Source organism: Klebsiella sp. CN_Kp106 (assembly GCF_040064575.1).
Classification (GTDB): Bacteria; Pseudomonadota; Gammaproteobacteria; order Enterobacterales; family Enterobacteriaceae; genus Klebsiella; species Klebsiella michiganensis.
The window spans coordinates 1-26746 of sequence record NZ_JBEAIG010000052.1 but is presented as its reverse complement, the minus strand read 5'-3'; the positions used below and the strand labels follow the sequence as shown (position 1 = coordinate 26746).

The window sequence follows — 26746 nt, the reverse complement described above, 5'->3', positions numbered from 1 at the left end:
CCTTTTCATTAAAGGAAAAGGATTGAGTTCAACAATACAAGCCCCGGAAAACCGGGGCTTTTTCCACCAGGGAACGAGGAGTGTTGTCAATGACGGTCTCGATTAAAAACAGCCAGATCGATGTGAATAGCTGGTATCAGAAAATCACGTTAACCATCACCAATGAAAATAACCGTGCCGTGGATATGAATCATGCGGTCATTAGCTTTACCGGGTCCGGCCATCAGGATCCGTGGGGAAATTTTGGCGGTACCCTCAAAGGGGACATGCCTCTTACGTTAAGCGGTAAATCACAGGGGACCGTTGACATCAATGAAATCATTATTAATAACAGCCGGCAGCTGTTACTGCAGCCGGGCGAAAGCGGTACGTTATTCTTCAGTTTTGCCGCCACTCAGGTTCCGGTAAAACTCTCGACCTTCACATTAACTCTGGCCTCTTCGGCACAAGACGAGACAACGGATGACGCTGCAGATGAGGTTGAGCCAGAACCTGAAGTTCCCGCCGATGATGATACTGATAGCCTGAAGCCCGAACCTGAAGACAATATCCCTGCTGATGAGGAAACGGATGAGGTTGCTCCGGAACCTCAAGAGCAGGGTGATGATGCGGTTGAGGAAGAGGAAGGGATAGTTATTGCGGCAAGCCAGCTGAGTACGACCAGCTGGTATCAGCGCGTCACCCTGACGCTGACCAATCTCTATTCCCACTCTATCGATCTTAATCAACTTAAGCTGGAGTTTACCGCCAGCGGGCATCCCGATCCTTACAGCCCATTCAGCGGTTCTTTGCTCGGCAATAAGCCCGTGACGCTGGGCAGCGACGGCGGTTGGCCCATCGAGAAAAATACGATTACCCTTCATCATGATGGCGAGTTCTGGCTGACGGCCGGGGCCAGCGCCGAGCTGCAGTTCTTTCTTTCCGCTACCCAAACTCCGGTCACGATGAGCGGCTTAACCGCAACCCTGGCGCACGATCCTGGCCGTCAGGGGACGATTGAAATTCAGTTTCCACCGTTGGCGGAAAGCACAACCCTCAAGCCGACCATCGATCTGCGCTATCCAGACGCAACATCACAACGCTTTGCCGGCGAGTGGGGACAGGCTTTAGTCATCGGCGATCTTAGCGCCGGCGATTACGCTATCACCGTGCTGGAGCTGTGCAATGATGATATGCGGATCGCGCCTGTTGAATCGACGTATCCGCTTAAGCTTGTTTCCGGCCATGACGCCCAGACCTGCCGGGTTGCGTATCAATCGCCAGTACCGTTGGCTTCGGTACGCCTGACTGTCGATGCCCCTGAGTTCATCGGCGCGGAAATGGTGGTTGAGCTGTGGACGGAATCTGGCGTCTGCGAAAGAACCCTGACAATGCCCGTCAATCAAATGCAGCTGGTGACCCGGCTTACCGCGGGGCACCGCTATCAGATGGGTTTGCAACCTGCGGTTATCAATAACCAGATGGTGACGACTCCCGCCCAGCCGACTATTTTTACCCCTGAACAAGGGGTGGCGAAAGAGGTCCTCGTCGGTTTCCGGCAGACGGAGGTTGATAGCCATGATTTTGTTGAGGTTCAGGCCACTATACTGGGCTTGCCTGAGGGCGTTTCGCCCCAGCGCTATCGGTTCTGCTATGGGCAATATCAATATACTCTGATGCTGGAGAGCACTCCCCATCTGCAAACGCTGGCGATGCCTATGGCTCCTGGCCAGTACAGCGTTGAGGCGCCAGAGGTTTATCTCTCCGGGACGCCGTGGCGCTGTGAACCGGACGCGCCGCTGCGGCTGTTGCAAAGCGTCAACCATATCACCCTGGAGTTTGTTCAGGGCGTTCCCTTGCAGGTTAAAGGCTGGCCAAACTATCTCACCCACGGTGGCGTGACGGTGAATGCGGCGGACACCGTATCGCTATACCGCGACGTCCCCTTCAGCGCCCTGTTTAAATACGATGGTTTTGATGGCGGCGGTGACCCCGTCCCGGCTGCGGAAGTGGATAAAAACGGCGACGGCTTTCTTGATTATGATTCGCTCCCGATTCACAAAACAGTTCCTCTGGTACGTGAGATTGAAAAAGAGGCGGGCCGTTGCGTAATGCCGGTCATGGTGGTGTATACCGCCAATGCCAGCGGCGGCAGCGCGCTCGCCGATCTCCAGGACGCTCAGCGGTTGCGTAACCATTTTGGCAACTTCATCACCCAGTGTCTCGCGGCGCAATCCTGGAAGGATGACGAGCATCCGGTTCCCGCCACCTTTGTGCTGAACCCCGATTTTCTTGGCGCGATGCAGCAGGAGCCGTATGGCTACGCTGCGGTGCGTCAAGCGAATAGCATGCAGGTTAATGTCCAACTGGCGGCCGCGATTAACGCTTTGCCTGCGCTTCCGGGATTCAGCGCGCCGGTGTTGCCGACTTTCTCTAACGATCTCTACGGTTATGTCCAGGCGATCAACTACCTTGTGCGGCAGTTCGCGCCGGATGTGGCATTCGGCTGGCAGACAAACGTATGGGCGACAGGAACGGCAGATTGGGTACTCAGGCCGAACGCCGATCCGGCCGCGCAGGGGACCGCTATCGCCAACTTTATCAATGAGCTGGGTGTCTATAGCGGTGAGTATGCGCCAGACTTTATCGCCTTTGATAAATTTGAGCGCGATTGCTTTAGCCCTGATGCATTAGCGCACTATGCCTGGAACGCGACCTGCTGGTTTAATTATCTGGGGATGGTAAAACACGCGGCTAAAGCTCTGCGTAAACCGGCAATGCTGTGGCAAATTCCGGGCGGCCATATGCCAACCGTGGATGAAGGCAACAGTAAAATTGCCGCCGCGCATTACGCATCGGGCGGAAGCTTCTTCATGGGCGATGCGCGTATTGGCTGCGATCTCGATACCATCGCGTCAGATCTGCTCAATACGACGGTGAATAGCGCAACTTACGGCGCGGCGACCGTCGATGACTTTTTACGCCAGGATAAGGGTTACGACTGGGGGCAAATGCAGGCATTGAATCTACCCGACTACCATGTTTTCTCAGTACTGTGGGGCGGCGGCTCGACGGTAAGCATAACCACCATTCACTCTAATGGTGAAGATGGCGGTTGGCTTGCAGATAAAATGGTTGAGTATTATACCGCACCGGCCTATTTCAGTAATGTCGCATTTACCCCGCCATAGCGCCTGAAAAATGCATCGCTGTTCATAGTGATTCAGAATATTTAATTTCTGAATCACTATTTTTTAGTGTATTTTTATTTCGGGAGAGATAGTTTCAGCAGTTATTTTATTGTTATGTTAATTTTTTGTTTTGCGATTTATTTGTGGTTGTTGAAGTTTATATTAAGAATTTGCGCTTTGTGCTAAGTATTGCGTTTTCGTGCTTGCGGCTAAAAATATACTTCCGGGAGGATGTTTATAATGAATTGAAGATGACCTCCGTTAAGTATATCTTGGGGTAATCTATGATTATGGTAATAATGAAAAATGAAATTAGACGTTGCTGAAAATGATAATGGGAATACCCTGCATTCCTATCTTTTTTCCCAACAGGCTAAACCGCATGCAGCGCTTGATGCACTCTTCGCCTCGCTATGGCCCTTCGGTAAACCTTTTAATTTGGCTCCCGGAGATGAGTTTTTACTGAATTCAGACGGGGAAAATAAAATTGTGCTGCTGGAGTCCGGTATATTTTCGTTTTGCCGCTGTGGCAGCGGACTTCATGTTAATTCCTCTTTTGCTCCCGCCATTATCGGATTAGTCGATAGTTATGGGGTGACTTACAATGTTCCGACCCGGCCAGAACACTTTCTGATAGCGGAAACGAAGTGCAGCGGGCGCGCAGTGTCTCTGCCCGACTTTATCAAGACTGTTGATGAGTGCGATCTGTGGCACGATGTCGCACGAATACTTGCCTATCGTCTGATGGTCATGAGCGTACGCGATCGTGAACTGGTTGGCGTGGACTCTTATCTGAAGGTGAGATCGTTATTAATCGAGCTTTGGGCTTATGCCAGCGAATATCGACAAAGTATTAATGTGCTTAACTTCATTCAACGCCGAACAGGAATATCCCGTAGCCGTACCATGAAGCTTCTCTCTGAACTGAAAAAAGGCGGCTATATAACTATTGATGGCGGCCGTTTAATAGATATGAAAAAATTACCCACGGCTTTTTAATACTTTTCAGGGCAAAGGTGTTTATTAGATTAGTAGTCACCTTTTAAACTTTCTTGGTACAGCAATCGTCGAGATATTCATATATTGATTATCCTGTCAATCATGCTAATGACGTAAAGAGAGATTTCCCATTGGTATAGTTTTTAAATATCTTATGGGGCATAAAAAGCGTCGACGATCGCGGCAATCGCTCATGCTTCATCCCATTCACGCTAAGCTAATACGCATAACCTTGAAGATGGCGATACGGATCCTTTCCTTATGGTCCGTTGAGGATGGAGCTGGCGTACCTCTGACTTCCTGTCCGGACAACGCAGCGCCCCCACTGACGATCGGACGGCCAATCTCTTAACGAGGGTTAATTCGTAAAAATCGAGTCTAATGGCAATTTAAAACTGATTTTTTCGAGGTTTCCGCATATGTATTATACTTTTATCGAGTTGTTTGCGGATAAGGTGAGGTAAAAGTGAAACATCTGCAGCGTTTTTTTCAGAGCGATGCTTCCGGGGGCATTATCTTAATCCTGGCCGCCATCATGGCCATGTTATTAGCCAATACCGGCATGACCAGCGGCCTGTATCGCTCTTTTCTGGAAACGCCCGTCCAGCTGCGCGTAGGTGCGTTAGAGATCAACAAGAACATGCTGTTGTGGATTAACGACGCGCTGATGGCGGTATTTTTCCTGCTTATCGGTCTGGAAGTGAAGCGTGAAATGAATCAGGGGGCATTGGCCAGCCGTCGCCAGGCGGTGTTTCCGGTGGTCGCGGCGTTGGGCGGCATGGTGGTGCCGGCGCTGGTCTACCTGGCGTTTAACGGCCAGGATTCGATTGCCAGAGAAGGGTGGGCAATTCCGGCCGCCACCGATATTGCCTTCGCGCTGGGCGTACTGGCGCTGCTGGGGAATCGGGTGCCCGCCGCGCTGAAGATTTTCCTGATGGCGCTGGCCATTATCGACGATCTGGGCGCCATTATTATTATTGCGCTGTTCTATACGCACGATCTTTCCGTCGTCTCATTGGTTGTCGCTGCCGGAGCCATTGCTGTGCTGGCGGGGTTAAATCTGTGCGGCGTACGGCGTACCGGGATCTATATTCTGGTGGGCGCCATACTCTGGACCGCGGTTCTTAAGTCGGGGGTTCACGCAACGCTGGCTGGGGTCATTGTCGGCTTTATGATCCCGCTAAAAGAGCAGAACGGCAAATCGCCGGCGAAGCAGCTTGAGCACGTGCTGCATCCGTGGGTGGCATTCCTGATCCTGCCCCTGTTCGCCTTCGCTAACGCGGGCGTTTCTTTGCAGGGCGTCACGGTCGAAGGGCTGACCTCACTGCTGCCGTTGGGTATTATTGCCGGGCTGTTTATCGGCAAGCCGTTGGGTATTAGCGTCTTCTGCTGGCTGGCGCTGAAGCTGAAATGGGCTTCGTTACCCGAAGGAACTACCTGTAAGCAAATTATGGCGGTCGGCATCCTGTGTGGGATTGGCTTCACAATGTCGATTTTTATTGCCACCCTGGCCTTCGGTAGCGTCGACCCCGGATTGATCAACTGGGCCAAGCTTGGCATCCTGATTGGATCGATATTATCGGCCGTCACGGGATACATAATATTGCGTAAGCGCGTAACGGATTCGGGCTACGCGGCTTAACATCTCACGGAGAGCCGCTACGGCTCTCCTGGACATTATCAGGGAGAGAAGCATGTCGCATATCAACTACAACCACCTGTACTACTTCTGGCATGTCTATAAAGAGGGCTCCGTTGTTGGCGCGGCGGAAGCGCTGTTCCTGACGCCGCAGACCATTACCGGGCAAATTAAGGCGCTGGAAGAACGCCTGCAGGGGAAATTGTTCAAGCGCAAAGGAAGGGGGCTGGAGCCTAGCGAATTAGGTGAACTGGTGTTCCGCTATGCGGATCGCATGTTTACGCTGAGCCAGGAAATGCTCGACATCGTTAACTACCGTAAAGAGTCGAATCTGCTGTTTGATGTTGGCGTTGCGGACGCGCTGTCGAAAAGGTTGGTGAGCGGCGTACTGGATGCCGCGGTCGTCGAGAATGAACAGATCCATTTACGCTGCTTCGAGTCGACCCACGAAATGCTGCTGGAGCAGCTAAGCCAGCATAAACTCGATATGATTATCTCCGACTGCCCCATCGATTCCACCCAGCAGGAAGGGCTGTTTTCGGTGAAAATCGGCGAGTGCAGCGTGAGCTTCTGGTGCATGAATCCGCCGCCGGAAAAACCGTTCCCCGGCTGTCTGGAAGAACGTCGACTGCTGATTCCCGGCCGCCGTTCCATGTTAGGGCGCAAGCTGCTGAACTGGTTTAACTCGCAGGGTTTGCAGGTGGAAATTCTGGGCGAGTTTGATGATGCGGCGTTGATGAAGGCCTTCGGCGCGGCGCACAATGCGATATTTGTCGCACCGACGCTCTATGCGCATGATTTCTATAGCGATGAGTCGATAGTCGAGATCGGACGCATGGACAACGTCATGGAGGAGTATCACGCCATCTTTGCCGAACGAATGATCCAGCATCCGGCGGTGCAGCGTATTTGTCATCGCGACTATTCGGCGCTCTTTACGCCGCCTCAGGCATAGGCCAGAACGGTTTCTTGCCGCGCGGGAAAACGCCGCACCAGTTCATGCGGAAGCATGAGCTGGCTGCGATAACCAGAACGCGAGTCGTGACGTATTACGTGATAAACGACAGGCATAAAAAAACCCGCTTTCGCGGGTTTTTTTACAAAGCGACAACAAGCAGGCGATTAAGCCAGTTTGTTGATCTGAGCGGTCAGGTTTGCTTTATGACGCGCAGCTTTGTTTTTGTGGATCAGACCTTTAGCAGCCTGACGGTCCACGATTGGTTGCATTTCGTTAAATGCTTTCAGTGCAGTAGCTTTGTCGCCAGCTTCAATAGCTGCGTATACTTTCTTGATGAAAGTACGCATCATAGAGCGACGGCTAGCGTTGTGCTTGCGGGCCTTTTCAGACTGAACGGCGCGCTTCTTAGCTGATTTGATATTAGCCAAGGTCCAACTCCCAAATGTGTTCTATATGGACAATTCAAAGGCCGAGGAGAATGCCCGTTTAGCCTTCTTTTGTCAATGGATTTGTGCAAATAAGCGTCGTTTAAACTAACAACGCTTTATTACGTAGTGATGGCGCAAGATTCTACCAGCTTGTTGCAGGCGAATACAGCCTTTCGACCATAAAAATCGACGACCCCGGAGAGATTTTCCCGCAATCTCGCGCTGAGTGAATGAATTCCCGGGATCTTTCGGTGAAGAGGTGCAATCGCTGGTTAACGTCGCCAGTTGTACAAGGTATACTCGGACGATTTTCACTGTTTTGAGCCAGACATGAAGCTGATACGCGGCATACATAATCTCAGTCAGGCCCCGCACGGGTGTGTGCTGACCATTGGAAATTTTGACGGCGTGCATCGCGGGCACCAGGCATTATTGCAGCGTTTGCGCGCAGAAGGTCGCCAGCGTGGCTTACCGGTGGTGGTGATGATTTTTGAACCACAGCCGCTTGAGCTTTTTGCCGCCGATAAAGCGCCCGCGCGTTTAACGCGCCTGCGTGAGAAGCTGAATTATCTGGCCGAAAGCGGCGTCGATTACGTACTGTGCGTGCGCTTCGATCGGCGCTTTGCGGCATTGACCGCCCAGGACTTTATCAGCGAACTGCTGGTGCGCCAGCTGGGCGTCCAGTTCCTCGCCGTTGGCGATGATTTCCGCTTTGGCGCCGGTCGCCAGGGGGATTTCTTGTTACTGCAAAAAGCCGGCGTGGAGTTCGGCTTTGACGTCACCAGCACTCAAACCTTCTGTGAAGGCGGCGTGCGCATCAGCAGCACGGCGGTACGTCAGGCGCTGGCGGACGACGATCTGCCCCTCGCGGAGACGCTGCTGGGGCATCCGTTTACTATCTCCGGTCGCGTCGTGCACGGCGATGAGCTCGGGCGCACAATAGGCTTCCCGACGGCGAATTTACCGCTGCGCCGTCAGGTTTCCCCGGTAAAAGGGGTCTATGCGGTAGAAGTGACAGGGCTTGGCGACAAACCTTTTATGGGCGTCGCCAACATTGGTACTCGTCCAACGGTCTCCGGCGTGCGTCAGCAGCTGGAAGTTCATCTCCTGGATGTTGTAATGGACCTCTACGGTCGCCATATAGATGTAATACTGCGTAAAAAAATACGTAACGAGCAGCGATTTGCGTCGCTTGATGAGCTGAAAACGCAAATCGCACGTGATGAGTTAACGGCCCGCGACTTCTTTGGGCTAACCGGCCAGGCATAACCCTGACGGTGTTTATCAAACCGAAATACGGAACCGAGAATCTGATGAGTGACTATAAATCGACCCTGAATTTGCCGGAAACAGGGTTCCCGATGCGCGGCGACCTCGCCAAGCGTGAACCGGGAATGCTGGCGCGTTGGACCGATGATGACCTGTACGGCATCATTCGTGCAGCCAAAAAAGGCAAAAAAACCTTCATTCTGCATGATGGCCCTCCTTATGCGAATGGCAGCATTCATATTGGTCACTCGGTTAACAAGATTCTGAAAGACATTATCGTTAAGTCCAAAGGGCTGGCGGGCTATGACTCTCCGTACGTACCGGGCTGGGACTGCCACGGTCTGCCGATCGAGCTGAAAGTGGAGCAGGAGTACGGCAAGCCGGGTGAGAAATTCACCGCCGCCGAGTTCCGCGCTAAGTGCCGTGAATACGCCGCAACCCAGGTTGACGGACAGCGTAAAGACTTTATCCGTCTGGGCGTGCTGGGCGACTGGTCGCATCCGTACCTGACCATGGACTTCAAAACCGAAGCCAACATCATCCGCGCGCTGGGTAAAATCATCGGCAACGGCCACCTGCACAAAGGCGCTAAGCCGGTGCACTGGTGCGTAGACTGCCGCTCCGCGCTGGCTGAAGCGGAAGTCGAGTATTACGACAAAACCTCTCCGTCCATCGACGTGGCGTTCCACGCGGCCGATAAAGCGGCGGTGCTGGCGAAATTTGGCGTGGCCGATGTCAACGGCCCGGTTTCTCTGGTTATCTGGACCACCACCCCGTGGACCCTGCCGGCGAACCGCGCCATCTCGCTCTCCCCGGAGTTTGACTATGCGCTGGTGCAGGTTGACGGTCAGGCGCTGATCCTGGCAAAAGACCTGGTCGACAGCGTGATGAAGCGCGCCGGCATTGCTGATTACACCATCCTGGCGGTGGTGAACGGCGCCGAGCTGGAGCTGATGCGCTTTAAGCACCCGTTCCTCGATTTTGACGTCCCGGCGATCCTGGGCGATCACGTCACGCTGGACGCGGGTACCGGTGCGGTGCATACCGCGCCAGGCCATGGTCCGGATGACTATGTCATCGGTCAAAAATATGGCCTGGAAGTGGCGAACCCGGTTGGCCCGGACGGCGCCTATCTGCCGGGAACCTATCCAACGCTGGACGGCGTAAACGTCTTTAAAGCCAACGATGTTGTCGTTGCGCTGCTGTCAGAAAAAGGCGCGCTGCTGCACGTTGAAAAAATGCAGCACAGCTACCCGTGCTGCTGGCGTCACAAAACGCCGATCATCTTCCGCGCCACGCCGCAGTGGTTCGTGAGCATGGATCAAAAAGGTCTGCGCAAACAGTCGCTTTCCGAAATCAAAGGCGTGCAGTGGATCCCAGACTGGGGCCAGGCGCGTATCGAATCGATGGTCGCCAACCGTCCTGACTGGTGTATCTCCCGTCAGCGCACCTGGGGCGTACCGATGTCGCTGTTCGTGCATAAAGAGACGCAAGAGCTGCATCCGCGCACGCTGGAACTGATGGAAGAAGTGGCGAAACGCGTAGAAGTCGACGGCATCCAGGCGTGGTGGGATCTCGATTCCCGCGACATCCTCGGCGCCGACGCGGATAGCTACGAGAAGGTGCCGGATACGCTGGACGTCTGGTTTGACTCCGGCTCGACCCACTCTTCCGTCGTTGACGTGCGTCCTGAATTCGCCGGTCACGCCGCCGATATGTATCTGGAAGGCTCCGACCAGCACCGCGGCTGGTTTATGTCATCCCTGATGATCTCTACCGCGATGAAGGGCAAAGCGCCTTACCGCCAGGTACTGACCCACGGCTTTACCGTTGATGGCCAGGGCCGCAAGATGTCCAAGTCTATCGGCAACACCGTTTCTCCGCAGGACGTGATGAACAAGCTGGGCGCGGATATTCTGCGCCTGTGGGTGGCTTCCACCGATTACACCGGCGAAATGGCGGTCTCTGACGAGATCCTCAAACGCGCCGCTGACAGCTATCGTCGTATCCGTAACACCGCGCGCTTCCTGCTGGCGAACCTCAACGGTTTCGATCCGGCAAAAGATATGGTGAAACCGGAAGAGATGGTCGTGCTGGACCGCTGGGCAGTAGGCTGCGCGCAAGCGGCGCAGGACGATATCGTCAAAGCCTACGAATCCTATGACTTCCACGAAGTGGTGCAGCGCCTGATGCGCTTCTGCTCCATCGAAATGGGCTCGTTCTGGCTCGATATCATTAAAGATCGCCAGTACACCACCAAGGCTGACAGCATCGCGCGTCGTAGCTGCCAGACCGCGCTGTACCATATTGCCGAGGCGCTGGTGCGCTGGATGGCGCCGATCATGTCCTTCACCGCTGACGAAATCTGGGGTTACCTGCCGGGCGACCGCGAGAAATACGTCTTTACCGGCGAATGGTATACCGGCCTGTTTGGCCTGGACGCTGACGAAGCGATGAACGACGGCTTCTGGGACGCGCTGCTGAAGGTGCGTGGAGAAGTCAACAAGGTTATCGAACAGGCTCGTACGGACAAGCAGGTGGGCGGCTCTCTGGAAGCGGCGGTAACGCTGTACGCCGATGCCGATCTCGCGGCGAAGCTGAACGCGCTGGGCGATGAATTGCGATTTGTCCTGTTGACCTCAGGGGCGAACGTTGCCGATTATGCGCAGGCTCCGGCCGACGCCTGGCAGAGTGAACTGCTCAAAGGTCTGAAAGTCGTGCTGAGTAAAGCCGAAGGTGACAAGTGCCCGCGCTGCTGGCATTACACCACGGATATCGGCAAGGTGGCGGAACACGCGGATATCTGCGGACGCTGTGTCAGCAACATCGCCGGTGACGGCGAAAAACGTAAGTTTGCCTGATGAGTAAACCGATTTGTTCAACGGGGCTACGCTGGCTGTGGGTCGTCGTAGCCGTGCTGATTATCGATTTAGGCAGTAAATTCCTGATCCTCCAGAACTTCGCTCTGGGGGATACGGTATCGCTGTTCCCATCGCTTAATCTGCACTATGCGCGCAACTATGGCGCGGCTTTTAGCTTCCTCGCCGACAGCGGCGGCTGGCAGCGCTGGTTCTTCGCCGGTATCGCTATCGGTATCTGCGTGATCCTTGCGGTGCTGATGTATCGTTCTAAGGCGACGCAAAAGCTGAATAATATTGCCTACGCCCTGATTATTGGCGGCGCGCTGGGGAATTTATTCGACAGGCTGTGGCATGGTTTTGTCGTCGATATGATCGATTTCTACGTTGGGAACTGGCACTTCGCCACCTTCAACCTCGCCGATACCGCTATCTGCATCGGCGCGGCGCTGATTGTGCTGGAAGGCTTCTTACCGAACGCGGCTGCGAAGAAACAGGCGTAACAAAACTCGCCCGGCGGCGGCGCCGCCGGGCAAAACAAGTGAGCAACCTGCATGTCTAAATCAGTACAGAGCAACAGTGCGGTGCTGGTGCACTTCACCTTAAAGCTCGACGATGGCTCCACCGCAGAGTCAACCCGCAATAACGGTAAACCCGCGCTCTTTCGCTTGGGCGATACCTCGCTTTCTGAAGGTCTTGAACAGCATCTGCTGGGGCTGAAAGAAGGGGATAAAACCACCTTTTCGCTGGAGCCGGACGCCGCGTTTGGCGTACCGAGCCCGGATCTGATTCAATATTTCTCGCGCCGGGAGTTTATCGACGCGGGCGAGCCGGAAGTCGGCGCGATTATGCTTTTTACCGCAATGGATGGCAGCGAAATGCCCGGCGTGATCCGCGAAGTGAACGGCGATTCGATCACCGTTGATTTCAATCATCCGCTGGCCGGGCGTACCGTTCATTTTGATGTTGAAGTGCTGGAGATCGATCCGGCGCTGGAGGGGTAAAATGCAGATTCTGTTGGCTAACCCGCGCGGCTTCTGCGCAGGCGTTGACCGCGCTATCAGCATTGTTGAAAACGCGCTGACGCTATACGGCGCGCCGATCTACGTGCGTCATGAAGTCGTGCACAACCGCTATGTTGTCGACAGCCTGCGTCAACGCGGCGCTATTTTTATCGAGCAGATTAGCGAAGTGCCGGACGGCGCCATCCTGATTTTCTCCGCCCACGGCGTCTCTCAGGCCGTTCGCAACGAGGCGAAAAGCCGCGATTTGACGGTTTTTGACGCCACCTGCCCGCTGGTGACTAAAGTGCATATGGAAGTCGCCCGCGCCAGCCGCCGCGGCGAAGAGTCCATTCTGATTGGCCACGCCGGTCACCCGGAAGTTGAAGGTACCATGGGGCAGTACAGCAACCCGCAGGGGGGGATGTACCTGGTGGAATCGCCGGACGATGTCTGGACGCTGGACGTGAAAAACGACGCTAAGCTGTCGTTTATGACCCAGACGACGCTCTCCGTCGACGATACCTCCGACGTGATTGACGCTCTGCGCGAGCGTTTCCCGAAAATCGTCGGGCCGCGTAAAGATGATATCTGCTACGCCACGACTAACCGCCAGGAAGCCGTCCGCGCGCTGGCCGGGCAGGCCGACGTGGTGCTGGTGGTGGGGTCGAAGAACTCCTCGAACTCTAACCGCCTGGCCGAGCTGGCGCAGCGGATGGGGAAAGCGGCCTATCTGATTGACGACGCGACCGATATCCAGGAAGCCTGGGTCAAAGAAGCGGATTGCGTCGGCGTGACCGCGGGCGCATCGGCGCCGGATATCCTGGTACAGAACGTGATTTCGCGTTTGCAGGAGCTGGGCGGCGGAGAAGCGGTGCCGCTGGAAGGCCGCGAAGAGAACATCGTTTTCGAGGTGCCGAAAGAGCTGCGCGTAGATGTCCGTGAAGTAGAGTAAGTTCTTTTCCGCCGCAGTATGAGAAGATGCCAGACTTAACGTCTGGCATTTTTTATGGAGAAACGATGCGCTTACCTATCATTCTGGATACCGATCCCGGCATTGATGACGCCGCGGCGATTGCCGCCGCGCTGTTTGCCCCCGAGCTTGATCTGCAGCTGATGACTACGGTGGCGGGCAACGTGTCGGTGGAGAAAACGACACGCAACGCCCTTCAGCTTCTGCATTTCTGGAACGCCGATGTTCCCCTGGCCCAGGGCGCGTCGATGCCGCTGGTTCGCCCTCTGCGCGACGCCGCCTCGGTGCACGGCGAGTCCGGAATGGAAGGCTACGATTTCGTTGAACATCACCGCCAGCCGCTGGCGAAACCGGCGTTTCAGGCGATCCGCGACGCGCTGATGCACGCCCCGGAGCCGATGACGCTGGTGGCGATCGGCCCTTTAACCAACATTGCGCTTCTGCTGACCCAGTACCCGGAATGTCGCTTTAACATCCGTCGCCTGGTGATCATGGGCGGCTCCGCCGGGCGCGGCAACTTTACGCCGAATGCGGAATTTAACATCGCCATCGACCCGGAAGCGGCGGCTAAAGTGTTCAACAGCGGGCTGGATATCGTCATGTGCGGGCTGGACGTCACCAATCAGGCGATGCTGGCGCCGGATTACCTCGCCACTCTGCCAACGTTGAATCAGACCGGGAAAATGCTGCACGCGCTGTTTAGCCACTACCGTAGCGGCAGCATGAGCAGCGGGCTGCGTATGCACGACCTGTGCGCGATTGCGTGGTTGGTTCGCCCGCAGCTCTTTACCCTTGAACCGTGCTTTGTGGCGGTAGAAACCCAGGGCACATGGACCTCAGGCACCACGGTGGTTGATATCGAGGGCAGGCTGGGCCAGCCGGCAAATGCTCGGGTGGCGCTGGGGCTGGACGTCGAAGGATTTCAGCGCTGGGCGGCCGAGGTGATTGCCCTGGCGCCTTAACCGGGGGACGAAGCGGCCGGCGAGGCGCTCAGGTATTGTGAGTGGCATCAACGACGTTGCGCCATAGCGCGCCCGCTTCATCCGTCCACATAAGCAGTAAGAGCGAAGCTAATCGTTCTGCCGCCGCGGAGAGAGGTCTGTTCTTTACGCGGATCATACCAAGCGTCCGCCGGATAACCGGCTCCACGAGCGGAACGCTCACGACGGTGCTATTGCCGCTATGGGGCATTGCCAGACAGGGAAGCGCCGAGACGCCCAGTCCGGCTTCGACAAGGCCGAGCGAGGTCGACAAATGCCTGACTTCATAAAACCAATCCAGTCGCCAGGGCTTATCCGCCAGGCATTTCTCTATTAACTGTCGGTTGCCGCTTGATTTCCTGACGCCGATTAAGGTCTGGCTCACCAGTTCCCGCCATTCGACTAATTTTCGACACGCCAGAGGGTGGTCTTGCCGACAGGCCAGAACAAAAGGTTCATTCACCAGGGGGATAAAATCGATGTCTGGATATGTGATGAAGTTCATGTTTATTCCAAAATCAACTTCGCCTTTTCGTACCGAGTTCATGCACGTTTCTATACCTTGTTCATAAATTCGTACTTTGATGTTGGGGTAGTTTTTATTAAATTGCACGATAGCGCGCGGTAAAAAGTAAAATACGGCGGTCGGAATGCAAGATAGCGTAACGGTATCATGTAATTGAGACGTTGAATCGTTGAGGTTAAATATTGCCGCATCAAGACTGGAAATCAACGCTTTGGCCTTGGGGAGAAGTATTTTTCCGGCCTGGGTAAGCGCAAGTTTTCGCGTGGTTCGTTCGAACAGCGTAATATTCAGATGACTCTCTATTTTTTTTATCTTTTTGGTGAGTGCCGGCTGTGAGAGGCTGAGCTGCTCGGCGGCTTTGCTAAATGAGCCAAGCTCTGCCACCGTGACGAAAGCTTTCATACCGGATAGTTCATTTTTCATTATTGCTCCGTAGGGTTTAATAAGCGTTGTTCTAAGTAGACGACAAGTCATTATTAAGCAGACATGCTTTTTTATTAATACTTAGCAGGAATAACTCTTATGGCAAAATTTTATCAACCAGCGAAATTCTTGCAAGTAGAATGCATTGGTAAAATACCTGGCGTGATTTATCTGGCCGTTAATTAAGTAAATAAAAACCTTAAAGAACATAAAACCAATTAAATTCACGCGGCATTTTATTCAATTCTTCTATTTATTTCTGGCGGATAAGGAACATGCTATGAAGAGCATTCCCTGTGTATTAATGCGTGGAGGGACATCAAAAGGTGCCTTTCTATTAGCAGATGATTTACCCAAGGATATTCAGAAACGTGATGAGTGCTTGTTAACCATAATGGGATCCGGTCACGAGCTGGAGATTGACGGTATTGGCGGAGGGAGCCCGCAAACCAGTAAAGTGGCCATTATTAGCCAATCCCTTAGCGACAAAGCGGATATCGATTATCTGTTTGTTCAGGTCATCGTCAATGAACGGCGGGTGGATACGACGCCAAACTGCGGCAATATGCTGTGCGCGGTTGGCGGCTTTGCCATTGAACATGGGTTGGTTAAGGCGCTGTCGCCGGTTACGCGAGTGCGTATAAGAAATGTGAACACCAATACCTTTGTTGACGCTGACGTTCAAACACCAGATGGAAAGGTTATTTATGAAGGCAATACGCAAATCGATGGCGTTCCAGGCCATGCCGCGCCGGTTGCGCTGACTTTTCTGAATGCCGCGGGCGCAAAATCCGGCCAGCTTTTCCCAACGGGCAATCGTATGGAAGTTTTTGATAATGTGCGAGTGACCTGTATTGATATGGCGATGCCTATGGTGGTGATCCCGGCCCAGAGTCTGGGAAAAACCGGATATGAATCTGCCAGCGAATTAGATCGGGATACAGCCTTACTCAAATCGCTGGAATCTATTCGCCGTCAGGCCGGGAAGGCGATGGGGTTTGGGGATGTGAGCAATATGGTTATCCCTAAACCGGTTCTGATTTCTCCGGCGCTAAGCGGCGGAACGATAAATGTACGTTATTTTATGCCGCATAACTGTCATAAATCGCTGGCGATTACCGGCGCTATCGGTCTGGCAAGCGCATGTGTTATTCCAGGCACTATTGCGAATGAACTGACGAAGCTATCGGGCGATGGCGTTATTACAGTCGAACATCCCAGCGGAGGGATCGACGTCGATTTAAGTCATACTGCTGAGCGCCCGGAGGATATTCGGGCATCGGTTATACGTACCGCGCGGAAAATCCTTTCAGGAACGGTTTACATCACCGAATAAATATCCACCCTCCGATTATCTATCAATCCACCGTAGAAGAGGAGAGGGGAGGCATGTGAATACGTTCAATAAGCATCCTCAAATATTGAGTGCAGGTAAGGAATGGAAATGCAAAATAATAAATTATGGAAGCTGCTTGTTATTATAGCAATACCGTTACTCATCAGTTTATGCCCGGCGCCGGAAGGATTATCAACACTTGCCTGGGTATTATCCGGTATCTATCTGGCAGCGATTGTAGGTTTAGTAATTAAACCGTTTTCTGAACCCGTGGTATTGCTGATCGCCGTTGCGGCATCAATGGTGATTGTGGGCAATTTGGGTGACGGTTCGATAAAAGCCGCCAGCGTATTAAGCGGATACTCATCAGGTACCACCTGGTTAGTCTTTTCTGCATTTACCCTGAGCGCGGCATTTGTGATTACCGGATTGGGTAAAAGAATTGCTTATATTCTTATCGGCAAGATTGGCAGCACGACGTTGGGCCTTGGCTATGTTACCGCTTTTCTTGACCTGATTCTGGCGCCCGCCACGCCGTCGAATACGGCCCGCGCTGGCGGCATCGTCTTACCCATAATCAATAGCGTCGCCGTCGCCTTAGGGTCAGAGCCGGAGCGGAGCGCGAAGCGCGTGGGCCACTACCTCATGCTGAACATCTATATGGTCACTAAAACGACCAGCTACATGTTCTTCACCGCCATGGCCGGGAATATCCTTGCGCTGAAAATGATCGAAGATATTTGCCACATAAAATTGAGCTGGGGAGGATGGGCGCTGGCCGCAGGACTACCTGGCATCATTATGTTGCTGCTGACGCCGCTGATTACCTACAAGCTGTATCCGCCAGAATTAAAGCGGGTTGATAATAAAAAGATCGCTCAGACAGGCATAGACGCTTTGGGGCCGATGACGGTGCGGGAGAAGATGCTGTCTTGCCTCTTTGTTCTTGCGCTCGGCGGTTGGGTATTCAGCAGCGCCCTGGGGGTCAATGAGTCTACCGTTGCAATCTGCGTAATGGCGCTGATGCTGGTATTGAAAATCGTCACCTGGGATGACGTGATTAAGAATAAAGGAGGATGGAATACGCTCATCTGGTACGGGGGCATTATTGGTTTAAGCTCATTGCTCTCTAAGGTTGGATTTTTCGTATGGCTTGCAGAGGCGCTTAAAAATAATATTTCCTTTGATGGCCACGGCAATATCGCTTTTATTGTGATTGTCGCACTGAGCATATTGGTTCGTTATTTCTTCGCGTCAGGGAGTGCTTATATTGTCGCGATGGTACCGGTCTTTGCCATGCTGGCGAATGTTTCTGGCGCACCGATAATGCTCACCGCGCTCGCGCTATTATTCAGCAACTCTTATGGTGGCATGGTAACCCACTACGGCGGTGCGGCAGGGCCAGTTATTTTTGGCGTTGGCTATAATGATATCAAATCATGGTGGATTATTGGTGGGATATTAGCATTGCTGACTTTTATTCTGCAAATCACCCTCGGAGTATAGTGGTGGGAGATGTTAATCGCCTGGGGAGTAATTTAAATAATCTTTAAGGAGATGAAGGTTTGCCCGGGCATCCTCTGATGCCCGGGGGGGAAGTCCTCTTATTAAGAAAACATAGCCTTTTAGCAAGGTGAGGTGCGATATATTTATGTCTCCAGTTACGATTACGTTGTCGCTATTGGTTTTTTCTATTGTCATGTTTGTTTGGGAAAAAATACCTTTAGCGGTAACGGCCATGATTGTTTGTATTACTCTGGTGGTGACCGGGGTTTTTGATGTCAAAACGGCTTTTGCCGGTTTTATTAATCAAAATGTGATTTTGTTTGTGGCTATGTTTGTGGTTGGCGGCGCCTTATTCGAAACCGGGGTGACGGATAAAATTGGTAGTATGGTTACACGCTACGCCAGGACAGAAAAGCAGCTGATAGTCGTCATTATGCTGGTCTGCGGAACGCTTTCCGGGCTGCTATCCAATACCGGCACGGCGGCGGTCCTCATTCCTGTGGTGATTGGCGCAGCGATGAAATCAGGATATGCCCGGTCGCGCTTGCTTATGCCGCTGGCTTTTGCCTCGGCGCTGGGGGGAAATTTATCGCTGATCGGCTCACCCGGCAATCTGATCGCACAGTCGGCGCTGGAGCAGGTTGGTCAACGCTTCGGGTTTTTTGAATATGCTAAGCTAGGCATTCCAATGCTGGCCTGCGGCATACTCTATTTTGTGACGATCGGCTATCGCATATTGCCAAAAACGAATGCGGCCCAGCCTCAACGTGTTAATAATATTAAAGCGCAGGCATGCCCGAAATATAAGCAGGTGATTGCGCTATCGGTATTAATCCTGACCGTACTGGGCATGATTTTCGAAAAACAGCTGGGTTTGCCGATTGCGATCGTCGGTTCAATTGGCGCATTGTCGTTGATTGTGACCCGGGTCATTACGGAAAAACAGGCTTACCAGGCTATCGACTCGCAGACGATTTTCCTATTCGGCGGCACTCTGGCATTAGCAAAAGCGCTGGAAACCACCGGCGCTGGCGCCATTATGGCGCGCTCAATTATCGCGTTATTAGGCCAGCAGGCGTCGCCTTTCTTACTTCTGAGCGCCGTATTGATAATCTCCTGCGCGTTAACCAATTTCATGTCGAATACGGCAACTGCCGCTTTATTAATGCCGATTGGCCTGTCTATTGCTCACTCTATGGGCGCCGATCCCCGGGCGGTGTTAATGGCGATTGTTATCGGCTGTTCATGTGCTTACGCAACGCCGGTGGGCACCCCGGCCAATATGATGATTTTTTCCGCGGGTGGCTACAAATTTGTCGATTACGTTAAGGTTGGATTGCCGCTTATTTTGATATCGGTCATTGTCAGCTTTATTTTGCTGCCTGTTTTCTTCCCATTTTATTAATCGCGGTCAGCCATTTTTACCGAATGGCTAATGTCAGGCGTGTTTTTTCAACATCTAAGGATATATGTGATGATTAAATTGTATGACCACGGAGTCTATATATCACACCAGCACGGTATTATTGCTGCTGATAAGGGGTCAGTCGCGTTAGAGAAGCATGAGGCGCGCAAGGGAACGATCTCGTGGTCGATCCTCTCCGCCCATAATACTTCAGGGAATGAACAGCAGTTAAAAATTAAATTTGATTCAATGGCCTCCCACGATATTACTTTTGTGGGCATCATCCAGACTGCTAAGGCCTCGGGAATGGAACGTTTTCCATTACCCTATGTTCTGACGAATTGCCATAATTCGCTTTGCGCTGTCGGCGGCACTATCAACAGCGACGATCATATATTTGGTTTGTCCTCAGCGCAAAAATATGGCGGCATTTATGTCCCGCCCCATATCTCAGTTATTCATCAATATATGCGCGAGATGATGGCCGGCGGTGGGAAAATGATCCTGGGCTCAGACAGCCATACGCGCTATGGCGCTTTAGGGACCATGGCGGTTGGCGAGGGGGGCGGCGAGTTGGTTAAGCAACTGCTCGGAGAGACCTGGGATATTGATTATCCTGAGATTGTCGCCGTGTATTTGACAGGAAAACCCTCGCCCGGCGTTGGCCCTCAGGATATTGCCCTGGCGATAATTGGCGCGGTGTTCGAGCGCGGTTATGTGAAAAATAAAGTTATGGAGTTTGTGGGGCCTGGGGTGGCGACAATGTCTACCGACTTCAGGAATAGCGTAGATGTGATGACCACGGAGACCACCTGTTTATCGTCCATCTGGCAAACGGATGAAGAGACAAAAAACTACCTGCGTATTCACGGCAGGGAACAGGACTATTGTCCGCTCTCAGCAAAAGAGATGGCCTACTATGATGGCTGCATAGAAGTGAATTTAAGCACCATCAAGCCGATGATCGCCTTGCCTTTTCACCCTGCCAACGTATATGAAATTGATACGCTTAATGAGAATTTGCAGGATATTTTGCACGAGGTTGAGATTGCGGCGGATAACATTTCCCAGGGACGCGCCAGGCTCTCTCTGCTGGATAAAGTCGAACATGGGAAGCTGCGGATTCAGCAGGGGATCATCGCCGGCTGCGCTGGCGGAAATTATGTTAACGTGGTCGAAGCGGCTCATGCCTTGAAAAATCACGCCTGCGGCGATAGCGCTTTCTCTCTCGCGATATACCCCTCTTCCCAGCCGGTGTTGATGGACCTGACTAAAAAGGGCATGACCACCGCGTTATTGAGCGCCGGCGCAATTATGCGTACCGCATTTTGCGGCCCCTGCTTCGGCGCAGGCGACACGCCCATGCATAATGGACTGAGCATTCGCCACACGACGCGTAATTTTCCCAACCGGGAAGGGTCCAAACCCGGGAATGGGCAAATGTCGGCCGTTGCGCTGATGGATGCCCGCTCCATAGCGGCGACGGCTGCCAATGGGGGCGTGCTGACATCGGCTTCCGCGCTTGATTGCTGGGAAGACATTCCGCAGTATGAATTTGATGCTTCACCTTATCGGAGTCGTGTTTATCAAGGGTTTATTAAAGGAGCGACCCGGCAATCGCTGATCTACGGCCCCAATATAAAAGACTGGCCGGAGATGAGTGAGCTGACGGACAATATTTTGTTAAACGTGACCTCAAAAATCATGGATCCGGTGACCACCACCGATGAACTGATTCCATCAGGCGAAACCTCATCATTTCGCTCCAATCCGTTAGGGCTGGCTGAGTTTACCCTTTCGCGACGCGATCCGGGCTATGTCGGCCGTAGTAAGAAGATTGCGGCGCTGGAAAAATTACGGATCGAGGGGGACGATCCTTGTCGCCTGGATCCGCAGCTTGAGGCGGTTTTTTCCCGGATCCGCCAACTGCCGGGGCAGGAAAATGTCACGCTTGAGCAGACGGAGATTGGCAGCATGGTTTATGCGGTCAAACCCGGCGATGGTTCCGCACGAGAGCAAGCCGCCAGCTGCCAGAGAGTCCTTGGTGGCCTGGCAAATATTGCCCAGCAGTATGCCACGAAGCGCTATCGTTCGAACGTGATTAACTGGGGAATGCTGCCATTGCAGATGAAGGCGCTGCCGGAGTTTGAGGTCGGCGACTTCATCTATATCCCGGGGATCAGGTCAGCCCTGGAAACCGATCTTCGTCAGATTACCGCGTTCGTGATCGGCCACGATCGCCCCATTAAAGAGATCTCTCTTTACATGGAGGGGCTCACCTCAGCAGAGCGGGAGATAATTAAGGCGGGAAGCCTGATTAATTATAATAAATTACGCTTAACAACCCACCATCAGTAAACGATATTGATCATCAAGATGAATCAACGGGGGTGATATCGCATCCCCGTTTTTATTCATAGCCGCTTATTCCGTGGTTTTCGATCGCGGCGTTAGAGCTGGGCTACCTGAAGCCGGCTTCATCTTCTCGCTAAGATAATCAATCATCGCCCGCATTCTGGCGGGCATATGCTTATTGCCCGACCACAGTAGCCAGAGCTGGCCGGAATAGAGGCTGATAAACTCCCACTCCGGTAAAACCTGCACAATCTCGCCGCGCGCCAGCGCCTCACGGGCGGTAAACAGCGGCAGGCTGCCGATGCCCAGATTCTGCTTCACGGCATCAAGGCGCACGGCCGTATGGTTGGCGGCGTAGCGGCCGTGGGTCTGGATCGTTTCCGTTTTCTCCCCGCGGCGGAACTTCCAGCGCGAATCGGCGGGCGTCTCGCCAAGGCTGATACAGCTATGTTCGCGCAGATCCTGCGGCGTTTGCGGCGTTCCATAGTGCTCCAGATAGCCGGGCGTCGCGCAGATGACGTGGCTGATGGTCATCAAAGGCTTACCGTGCAGCCCCGGCGAGGGGGTAGGGGTGATACGCAGCGCCAGATCGATGCCGTCATCAATAAAATCGAGAACCCGATCCTCAAGCCGCAGACAGACGTCGATCTTCGGGTAGCGGTTAAAAAATTCCAGCATCAGCGGGTGAATGGCAAACCGTCCCACGGCTTTCGGCACGCTGAGCGTGAGCTTGCCCTGCGCCACCGCCTGGGTACTGCTGGCGGAGTCCATGGCCATACGCGCCGATTCCAGCATCTCCAGCGCATGTTCATACACCATTTTCCCGGCATCGCTGAGGCGCAGCTTGCGCGTGGTGCGGTGCAGCAGCTTGCAGCCCATCTCCTGCTCCAGGCGCGAGACGCTGCGGCTGATCGCCGAAGGCGTTGCGCCGGCCTGGCGTGCGACGGCGGAGAAGCTGCCCTGTTCCACAATCTGTACGAACAGGGCGAGGTCGGGCAGTAGGCTCAGATTCATTTGTGCTTCCGGAGCAAAATTGCGTTGATGTCAGGCGGGATTATCGCCGCCAGCAATATCAATATACTGTCCTGACAGAGAGGAGGACAACCATGACTGAACGCCTTTATTACACCAGCGACGCCGAGGAATGCCTTGCGCAAGTCGTCAACTGCCTGAGCGAAGCCGATGGCCGCTATGCCATTGAGCTGGATCGCACGCTGTTTCACCCGCAGGGCGGCGGGCAGCCGGCGGATCGCGGCTGGATTGCCGGCCTCGCCGTCGAGGGCGTGGTTAGCCGCGGCGATAGCGTGGCGCATATCGTTTCACAGCCGCTGCCGGCCGGCGAGGTCACGATCCGCATCGATCCAGAGAGCCGGCGGCTGCATGCGCGTCTGCACTCCGCCGGGCACGCGCTTGCCCAGGCCGGGGAGCTGTCGGGCTGGCAGCCGATCAAAGGACATCACTGGCCGGGAGAAAGCCGTATTATTTTTGCCCCAGGCGCGCATGGCGGGCTGCCCGAGGCCAGCGCGCTGCTGGAAAAAGTTGAGGCCTGGCAGGCAGACAATTTACCGCGTCAGCTTACTTTTGCCGATGGCCTGCGCAAGGTCGGGTTCGGCGACATGCAGAGCTATCCCTGCGGCGGGACGCACGTGGCCAGCTTGTCCGAACTGGGTAAGATCGTCATTTCCCAGGTGAAGATGAAAAAAGGGCAAATTATTGTCAGCTACACGGTGGAATAAGCGAGTGAAAAGGAGATGCACACTCAACAGGGCATCTCCCGGTGCTTAAATATGCGCAGGATGTTTACCGTGATAAATCCGCTCCGGTCTGCCGACTTTGCCATAGCTGATTTCAGCCTCAAGGAAATCGTTTTTAACGCCCTGCTCAAGGTAGCGGCGGGCGGTGGTTTTACTACTGCCGAGAATACGGGCCAGGGTGTCTGCGGTATGGACCGTTTCCGGGTCGGTAAAGAGCTGTAATACCCGATTAAAGGTGCTCTCATCAATACCCCGCAGCGGAGAGCCTGCGGCTTCCGCGTGCTCTTTTGCCTGGATATTGAACAGGGCGTCAACATGGGTCTGGCTTGCCTGCTCGCTTGAGCGAAGAGAGCTGCGATAGCGGGCAAAACGCTCAAGCGTATGCTGCAGGCGCTGATAGTGAACGGGTTTAATCAGGTAATCAAAAACGCCCATCCGCAGGGCTTCGCTGATGGTATCCATATGGTTGTCGGCGGTGATGAAAATGATGCGCCCTTTATAATGAGTATTGACGGCGTGGCGGATCAAATCGAGTCCTTTGCCATCGGGTAAGAAGTTATCCAGCAGGGTGAGCTGGGGCTGATAGAGGCGAAGCATCTTTTTTGCGCTTTCCAGTTTATCCGCAATGCCAATGACTTCGAACTGGGGAAATTGCTTGATGGTATCCACCAGAATTTCCGCCAGCATAGGTTCGTCTTCAACGATGAGAGTGGTGATGCTATCCATGGTGTTCATCTCGGGTCAGGGGGATATAAAGGGTAAAAATAGTGCCAAAAGGGATGTTGTCATCGACGACGATATTGCCGCCCGCCTGCTCAACGTAGCTGCGAACCAGCCAGAGTCCGATGCCGTGATCGCCGCTGTCGCTGCTGGTCACGCCGCGCTCAAAAATACGATCGCGCAGCGATTCCTCAATCCCGCAGCCCTGGTCGGCGATCTCGACGATCGCTTCGCCGCCCTCGCTGTTGATCAGGCATTCGATCTGCTTTGAACCTGCCGGCTGACGTAGGGCGGCGTTGTAGGCGTTATCCAGCAAATTGCCGACGATCGAGATCCATTCATTATGCGACAGCGAAGAGGGGAGGGTTTCAACGTGACAGGCGGGATCGAAGACCAGCTCTAATCCGAGCTCTTTGGCGCGGTAATATTTGCCGATCAGCAGCCCGGCAAGGTGGTTCACTTTAAAATTGCGGGCAATAAAATCGAGCACTTTCTGGTGGCTCTCAGACTGCTGCTGAATAAGATCCAGCGCGTTATCGTAGCGTTTTAAAAACAGCAGCCCGGCAATGGTGGAGATCAGATTGCGATGCTCGTGCTGTACGGCGCGCAGGTTATCCGCGTACTGCTGGACCTGGCTGAGCTGCAGGCTCAGAGTGTTGATATCGTCTTTACTGCGAAAGCTAATGACCCAGCCCTGGGGCTCGTTATTAAGCGTGACGGCCATACGGCTGGCGATCACTTTAATCTGATTAAAAGTGACGATTTCGTCTTTTTTATTTGTCTGCGGCGCGTCATAGAAGAATGCCTCCTGAGAGATCACGCTGCTGATGCTTTTGCCAATCAGAATGGTTTCCGGCTGGCTCAGGTTTAATAGCCTCCTTGCGGTTTGATTGATGGCGGTAATTCGGTAGTGGGAGTCAATAGCTATCAGCCCCTCAAAGACCGATTCAAACAGGACGCTCTGCTGGATAAGCAGCTGTGAGAGCTGCTGTGGTTCCATATTCAGCATCTGTTTTTTGATATGCAGCGAGAAGCGCCGGGCGCAGTAGAGCAGCAGAAGCAGCATGATCGCCATCGGGATCATCAGCGATCCGATTTGCAGACTCAGCCAGTTTTCTAACTGTTCGATGGTGTAGCCCACCGATACAATACCGATCACCTTCCCGGTGCTGTCCTGGATCGGCGACTTGCCGCGTAATGACGAACCGAGCGATCCTTTACGCACCGACACGTAGCTTTTGGCGTTATACAGCGCCTCGTCGCTGTCTCCGCCTTCCATCGATTTACCGATTTCCTCTGGATTCACGTGATACAGGCGCCGGCCTTTCGCGTCACCGACGGTGATATAGGTGGCGTCGGAAAACGATCGCATCGGGTCGATAAGTTCTTTAATGCGCGGTAAATCGTGCTTTTCTACCGCGTCAACCAGTTCGGGCATGGCGGAGATCTGCATGGCCTGAATCAGCGCGCGCTGTCCCACCTGGTAATGCAGGCGTTCCTCCGTAATGCTGGTGAGATACCATGACATGGCCAGCATCACGATTGTCGAGGTAAACAGGATCAACAGGAAGATGCGGTTCTGAAACGAACGTCGGGCAAACCAGTGCGTGATTTTTCGGGCAAACATTGGGCGAATTGACATCAAAAGGTCATTTTCTCTTTTTTAGGGGCCGACGGCGCTGAATCGGCCCACAGATTTACTGATTTCAGAACTCATCCAGTAGGAATACGATGTTTTACGTACCATCCGATCGGGCTTTTGCGCCGTAGCCTGGGGTATTTCCCGGAGGCGGGCGCGGCGCCCGTCCGGGCGGGTAGCCCGGCTAAGCGCAGCGCGAGCCGGGAACAACGCGTTTTTACATCGCCAGCACGTACTTGAGCATCACCCCGGCGGCAATCGCCGAGCCAATCACCCCCGCCACGTTCGGACCCATCGCGTGCATCAGCAGAAAGTTCTGCGCGTCCGACTCCAGACCCACTTTGTTCGACACCCTGGCCGCCATCGGCACCGCCGACACCCCGGCCGAGCCAATCAGCGGGTTGATTTTGTTCCGGCTGCACAGGTTCAGCAGCTTCGCCATCAGCACCCCCGCCGCCGTCCCCACGCAGAACGCAATCACCCCCAGCACCAGTATCCCCAGCGTCTGCGGCTGCAGGAACTTGTCCGCCACCAGCTTGGCCCCCACCGACAGCCCGAGGAAAATGGTCACGATATTTATCAGCCCGTTCTGCACCGTGTCGCTCAGGCGCTCCACCACCCCGCTCTCGCGCATCAGGTTGCCGAAGCAGAACATCCCCAGCAGCGGCGCCGCGTCCGGCAGCAGCAGCGCCACCAGCAGCAGCAGCACCGCCGGAAAGAGGATTTTTTCCCGCTTACTCACCGTGCGCAGCTGCACCATGCGGATTTTCCGCTCCTTCTCGCTGGTCAGCGCCTTCATAATCGGCG

Annotated in this window: 21 protein-coding genes; 15 read left to right on the top strand and 6 right to left on the bottom strand. The window is 53.9% G+C overall.

Annotated elements, in window-relative coordinates; genetic code table 11:
• Positions 1-89: 89 nt before the first annotated feature.
• The 4 genes from ABLU96_RS17330 (at position 90) to nhaR (ending at position 6763) form a co-directional block, all read left to right on the top strand.
• Positions 90-3170 carry a chitinase gene (locus ABLU96_RS17330; RefSeq protein ID WP_348862662.1) on the top strand — a complete coding sequence of 1027 codons (3081 nt, stop codon included), beginning with the start codon at positions 90-92 and terminating at the stop codon, positions 3168-3170.
• Between the two features lie 306 nt (positions 3171-3476).
• A complete protein-coding gene (locus ABLU96_RS17325; RefSeq protein ID WP_025108496.1) occupies positions 3477-4169 on the top strand; it encodes a winged helix-turn-helix transcriptional regulator in 693 nt (230 codons plus the stop codon).
• Positions 4170-4635: 466 nt separating this feature from the next.
• Positions 4636-5811, top strand: coding sequence for a Na+/H+ antiporter NhaA (gene nhaA / locus ABLU96_RS17320; protein ID WP_025108497.1), 1176 nt, complete (start codon positions 4636-4638; stop codon positions 5809-5811).
• 52 nt (positions 5812-5863) lie between these two features.
• Complete coding sequence (gene nhaR, locus ABLU96_RS17315) at positions 5864-6763, top strand: transcriptional activator NhaR (protein ID WP_014227863.1); 900 nt, start codon at positions 5864-5866, stop codon at positions 6761-6763.
• 167 nt (positions 6764-6930) lie between these two features.
• Here the strand turns inward: nhaR and rpsT are convergent, their stop codons facing one another.
• A complete protein-coding gene (rpsT, locus tag ABLU96_RS17310; protein ID WP_003018940.1) occupies positions 6931-7194 on the bottom strand; it encodes a 30S ribosomal protein S20 in 264 nt (87 codons plus the stop codon).
• Between the two features lie 330 nt (positions 7195-7524).
• Between rpsT and ribF the strand changes: the two genes are divergently transcribed.
• The 6 genes from ribF (at position 7525) to rihC (ending at position 14257) form a co-directional block, all read left to right on the top strand.
• Complete coding sequence (gene ribF / locus ABLU96_RS17305) at positions 7525-8463, top strand: bifunctional riboflavin kinase/FAD synthetase (RefSeq protein ID WP_004098483.1); 939 nt, start codon at positions 7525-7527, stop codon at positions 8461-8463.
• Positions 8464-8507: 44 nt separating this feature from the next.
• Positions 8508-11324 (top strand): isoleucine--tRNA ligase, encoded by a 2817-nt coding sequence (ileS, locus tag ABLU96_RS17300; RefSeq protein WP_014227864.1) that lies wholly within the window; start codon positions 8508-8510, stop codon positions 11322-11324.
• Positions 11324-11824 (top strand): signal peptidase II, encoded by a 501-nt coding sequence (lspA, locus tag ABLU96_RS17295; RefSeq protein WP_004098485.1) that lies wholly within the window; start codon positions 11324-11326, stop codon positions 11822-11824. The genes ileS and lspA overlap by 1 nt, the downstream gene beginning before the upstream one ends.
• Before the next feature lie 51 nt (positions 11825-11875).
• Positions 11876-12325 carry an FKBP-type peptidyl-prolyl cis-trans isomerase gene (gene fkpB, locus ABLU96_RS17290; protein ID WP_004098486.1) on the top strand — a complete coding sequence of 150 codons (450 nt, stop codon included), beginning with the start codon at positions 11876-11878 and terminating at the stop codon, positions 12323-12325.
• 1 nt (position 12326) lies between these two features.
• Complete coding sequence (gene ispH, locus ABLU96_RS17285; RefSeq protein WP_014227866.1) at positions 12327-13277, top strand: 4-hydroxy-3-methylbut-2-enyl diphosphate reductase; 951 nt, start codon at positions 12327-12329, stop codon at positions 13275-13277.
• Between the two features lie 65 nt (positions 13278-13342).
• Positions 13343-14257, top strand: coding sequence for a ribonucleoside hydrolase RihC (rihC, locus tag ABLU96_RS17280; RefSeq protein ID WP_025108499.1), 915 nt, complete (start codon positions 13343-13345; stop codon positions 14255-14257).
• Positions 14258-14285: 28 nt separating this feature from the next.
• Here rihC and ABLU96_RS17275 read toward each other — a convergent pair whose 3' ends face one another.
• Complete coding sequence (locus ABLU96_RS17275; RefSeq protein ID WP_064406666.1) at positions 14286-15224, bottom strand: LysR family transcriptional regulator; 939 nt, start codon at positions 15222-15224, stop codon at positions 14286-14288.
• Between the two features lie 280 nt (positions 15225-15504).
• Between ABLU96_RS17275 and ABLU96_RS17270 the strand changes: the two genes are divergently transcribed.
• From ABLU96_RS17270 to ABLU96_RS17255, 4 genes are all read left to right on the top strand, one after another.
• Entirely contained in the window at positions 15505-16560 is a 1056-nt protein-coding gene (locus ABLU96_RS17270) for a 4-oxalomesaconate tautomerase (RefSeq protein WP_064378476.1), read from the top strand.
• Between the two features lie 108 nt (positions 16561-16668).
• On the top strand, positions 16669-18066 hold the full coding sequence (locus ABLU96_RS17265; RefSeq protein ID WP_348862659.1) for an anion permease: 1398 nt from the start codon (positions 16669-16671) through the stop codon (positions 18064-18066).
• Between the two features lie 145 nt (positions 18067-18211).
• Entirely contained in the window at positions 18212-19471 is a 1260-nt protein-coding gene (locus ABLU96_RS17260; RefSeq protein ID WP_064406661.1) for an SLC13 family permease, read from the top strand.
• A 69-nt stretch (positions 19472-19540) separates the two neighbouring features.
• The gene (locus ABLU96_RS17255) at positions 19541-21829 is read left to right on the top strand and encodes a hydratase (protein WP_064406660.1); all 2289 of its coding nucleotides are present in this window, start codon (positions 19541-19543) and stop codon (positions 21827-21829) included.
• 66 nt (positions 21830-21895) lie between these two features.
• Here the strand turns inward: ABLU96_RS17255 and ABLU96_RS17250 are convergent, their stop codons facing one another.
• A complete protein-coding gene (locus tag ABLU96_RS17250) occupies positions 21896-22840 on the bottom strand; it encodes a LysR family transcriptional regulator (RefSeq protein ID WP_064406659.1) in 945 nt (314 codons plus the stop codon).
• A gap of 92 nt (positions 22841-22932) precedes the next feature.
• Between ABLU96_RS17250 and ABLU96_RS17245 the strand changes: the two genes are divergently transcribed.
• A complete protein-coding gene (locus tag ABLU96_RS17245; RefSeq protein ID WP_064406657.1) occupies positions 22933-23562 on the top strand; it encodes a hypothetical protein in 630 nt (209 codons plus the stop codon).
• 45 nt (positions 23563-23607) lie between these two features.
• On the opposite strand, the gene ABLU96_RS17240 is transcribed toward ABLU96_RS17245, so the two are convergent.
• The 3 genes from ABLU96_RS17240 to ABLU96_RS17230 form a co-directional block, all read right to left on the bottom strand.
• Complete coding sequence (locus ABLU96_RS17240; protein WP_049084038.1) at positions 23608-24306, bottom strand: response regulator; 699 nt, start codon at positions 24304-24306, stop codon at positions 23608-23610.
• Positions 24299-25927, bottom strand: coding sequence for a sensor histidine kinase (locus ABLU96_RS17235; protein WP_014227876.1), 1629 nt, complete (start codon positions 25925-25927; stop codon positions 24299-24301). Before ABLU96_RS17235 ends, ABLU96_RS17240 begins: the two co-directional genes overlap by 8 nt.
• Positions 25928-26156: 229 nt before the next feature.
• On the bottom strand, positions 26157-26746 hold a 590-nt coding region (locus ABLU96_RS17230; protein WP_348862657.1), incomplete at its 5' end, for a sodium ion-translocating decarboxylase subunit beta.

Coding starts and splice junctions, on each gene's coding strand:
- ABLU96_RS17330 (WP_348862662.1), top strand. CDS start 90: ATGACGGTCTCGATTAAAAACAGCCAGATCGATGTGAATAGCTGGTAT.
- ABLU96_RS17325 (WP_025108496.1), top strand. CDS start 3,477: ATGAAATTAGACGTTGCTGAAAATGATAATGGGAATACCCTGCATTCC.
- nhaR (WP_014227863.1), top strand. CDS start 5,864: ATGTCGCATATCAACTACAACCACCTGTACTACTTCTGGCATGTCTAT.
- ribF (WP_004098483.1), top strand. CDS start 7,525: ATGAAGCTGATACGCGGCATACATAATCTCAGTCAGGCCCCGCACGGG.
- ileS (WP_014227864.1), top strand. CDS start 8,508: ATGAGTGACTATAAATCGACCCTGAATTTGCCGGAAACAGGGTTCCCG.
- lspA (WP_004098485.1), top strand. CDS start 11,324: ATGAGTAAACCGATTTGTTCAACGGGGCTACGCTGGCTGTGGGTCGTC.
- fkpB (WP_004098486.1), top strand. CDS start 11,876: ATGTCTAAATCAGTACAGAGCAACAGTGCGGTGCTGGTGCACTTCACC.
- ispH (WP_014227866.1), top strand. CDS start 12,327: ATGCAGATTCTGTTGGCTAACCCGCGCGGCTTCTGCGCAGGCGTTGAC.
- rihC (WP_025108499.1), top strand. CDS start 13,343: ATGCGCTTACCTATCATTCTGGATACCGATCCCGGCATTGATGACGCC.
- ABLU96_RS17275 (WP_064406666.1), bottom strand. CDS start 15,224: ATGAAAAATGAACTATCCGGTATGAAAGCTTTCGTCACGGTGGCAGAG.
- ABLU96_RS17270 (WP_064378476.1), top strand. CDS start 15,505: ATGAAGAGCATTCCCTGTGTATTAATGCGTGGAGGGACATCAAAAGGT.
- ABLU96_RS17265 (WP_348862659.1), top strand. CDS start 16,669: ATGCAAAATAATAAATTATGGAAGCTGCTTGTTATTATAGCAATACCG.
- ABLU96_RS17260 (WP_064406661.1), top strand. CDS start 18,212: ATGTCTCCAGTTACGATTACGTTGTCGCTATTGGTTTTTTCTATTGTC.
- ABLU96_RS17255 (WP_064406660.1), top strand. CDS start 19,541: ATGATTAAATTGTATGACCACGGAGTCTATATATCACACCAGCACGGT.
- ABLU96_RS17250 (WP_064406659.1), bottom strand. CDS start 22,840: ATGAATCTGAGCCTACTGCCCGACCTCGCCCTGTTCGTACAGATTGTG.
- ABLU96_RS17245 (WP_064406657.1), top strand. CDS start 22,933: ATGACTGAACGCCTTTATTACACCAGCGACGCCGAGGAATGCCTTGCG.
- ABLU96_RS17240 (WP_049084038.1), bottom strand. CDS start 24,306: ATGGATAGCATCACCACTCTCATCGTTGAAGACGAACCTATGCTGGCG.
- ABLU96_RS17235 (WP_014227876.1), bottom strand. CDS start 25,927: ATGTTTGCCCGAAAAATCACGCACTGGTTTGCCCGACGTTCGTTTCAG.